We start from the raw sequence: 319 nt of genomic DNA, 5'->3' as shown, positions 1-319 counted from the left end.
CAACGCCTCACCGATCACAAACACATGCTCCAGGCTGCGGATGGCTTCCGCCCGAGTATGCGCGGCAAACACACCCAGCATCGACGGCACGAAATCGGTGACCGTCACCCGATGCTCGGCAATAACCCGCGCCAAATACTCGGTATCCCGGTGACCATCCGGCGTCGCCACCACCAGATGCGCACCCGCAGCCAACGGCAGGAAGTAACCCCACAGAGAAACGTCGAACGTCGTCGCGGTCTTCTGCAGATACACATCGTCTGCGCCCAGCGGGTACTGCGCAAGCATCCACGCGACCTGATTCGCGATCGCCGAATGC

At 61.8% G+C, this 319-nt stretch carries 1 protein-coding gene; it reads right to left on the bottom strand.

What is annotated here, in order from left to right; genetic code table 11:
• A partial coding sequence (locus IG75_RS37010; RefSeq protein ID WP_036544414.1) for an AMP-binding protein occupies positions 1-319 on the bottom strand: 319 nt, incomplete at both ends.

The organism is Nocardia rhamnosiphila NBRC 108938, assembly GCF_000720425.1.
In the GTDB taxonomy this organism is placed as follows: domain Bacteria; phylum Actinomycetota; class Actinomycetes; order Mycobacteriales; family Mycobacteriaceae; genus Nocardia; species Nocardia rhamnosiphila.
This window is presented reverse-complemented; position numbering and strand designations above follow the sequence as displayed.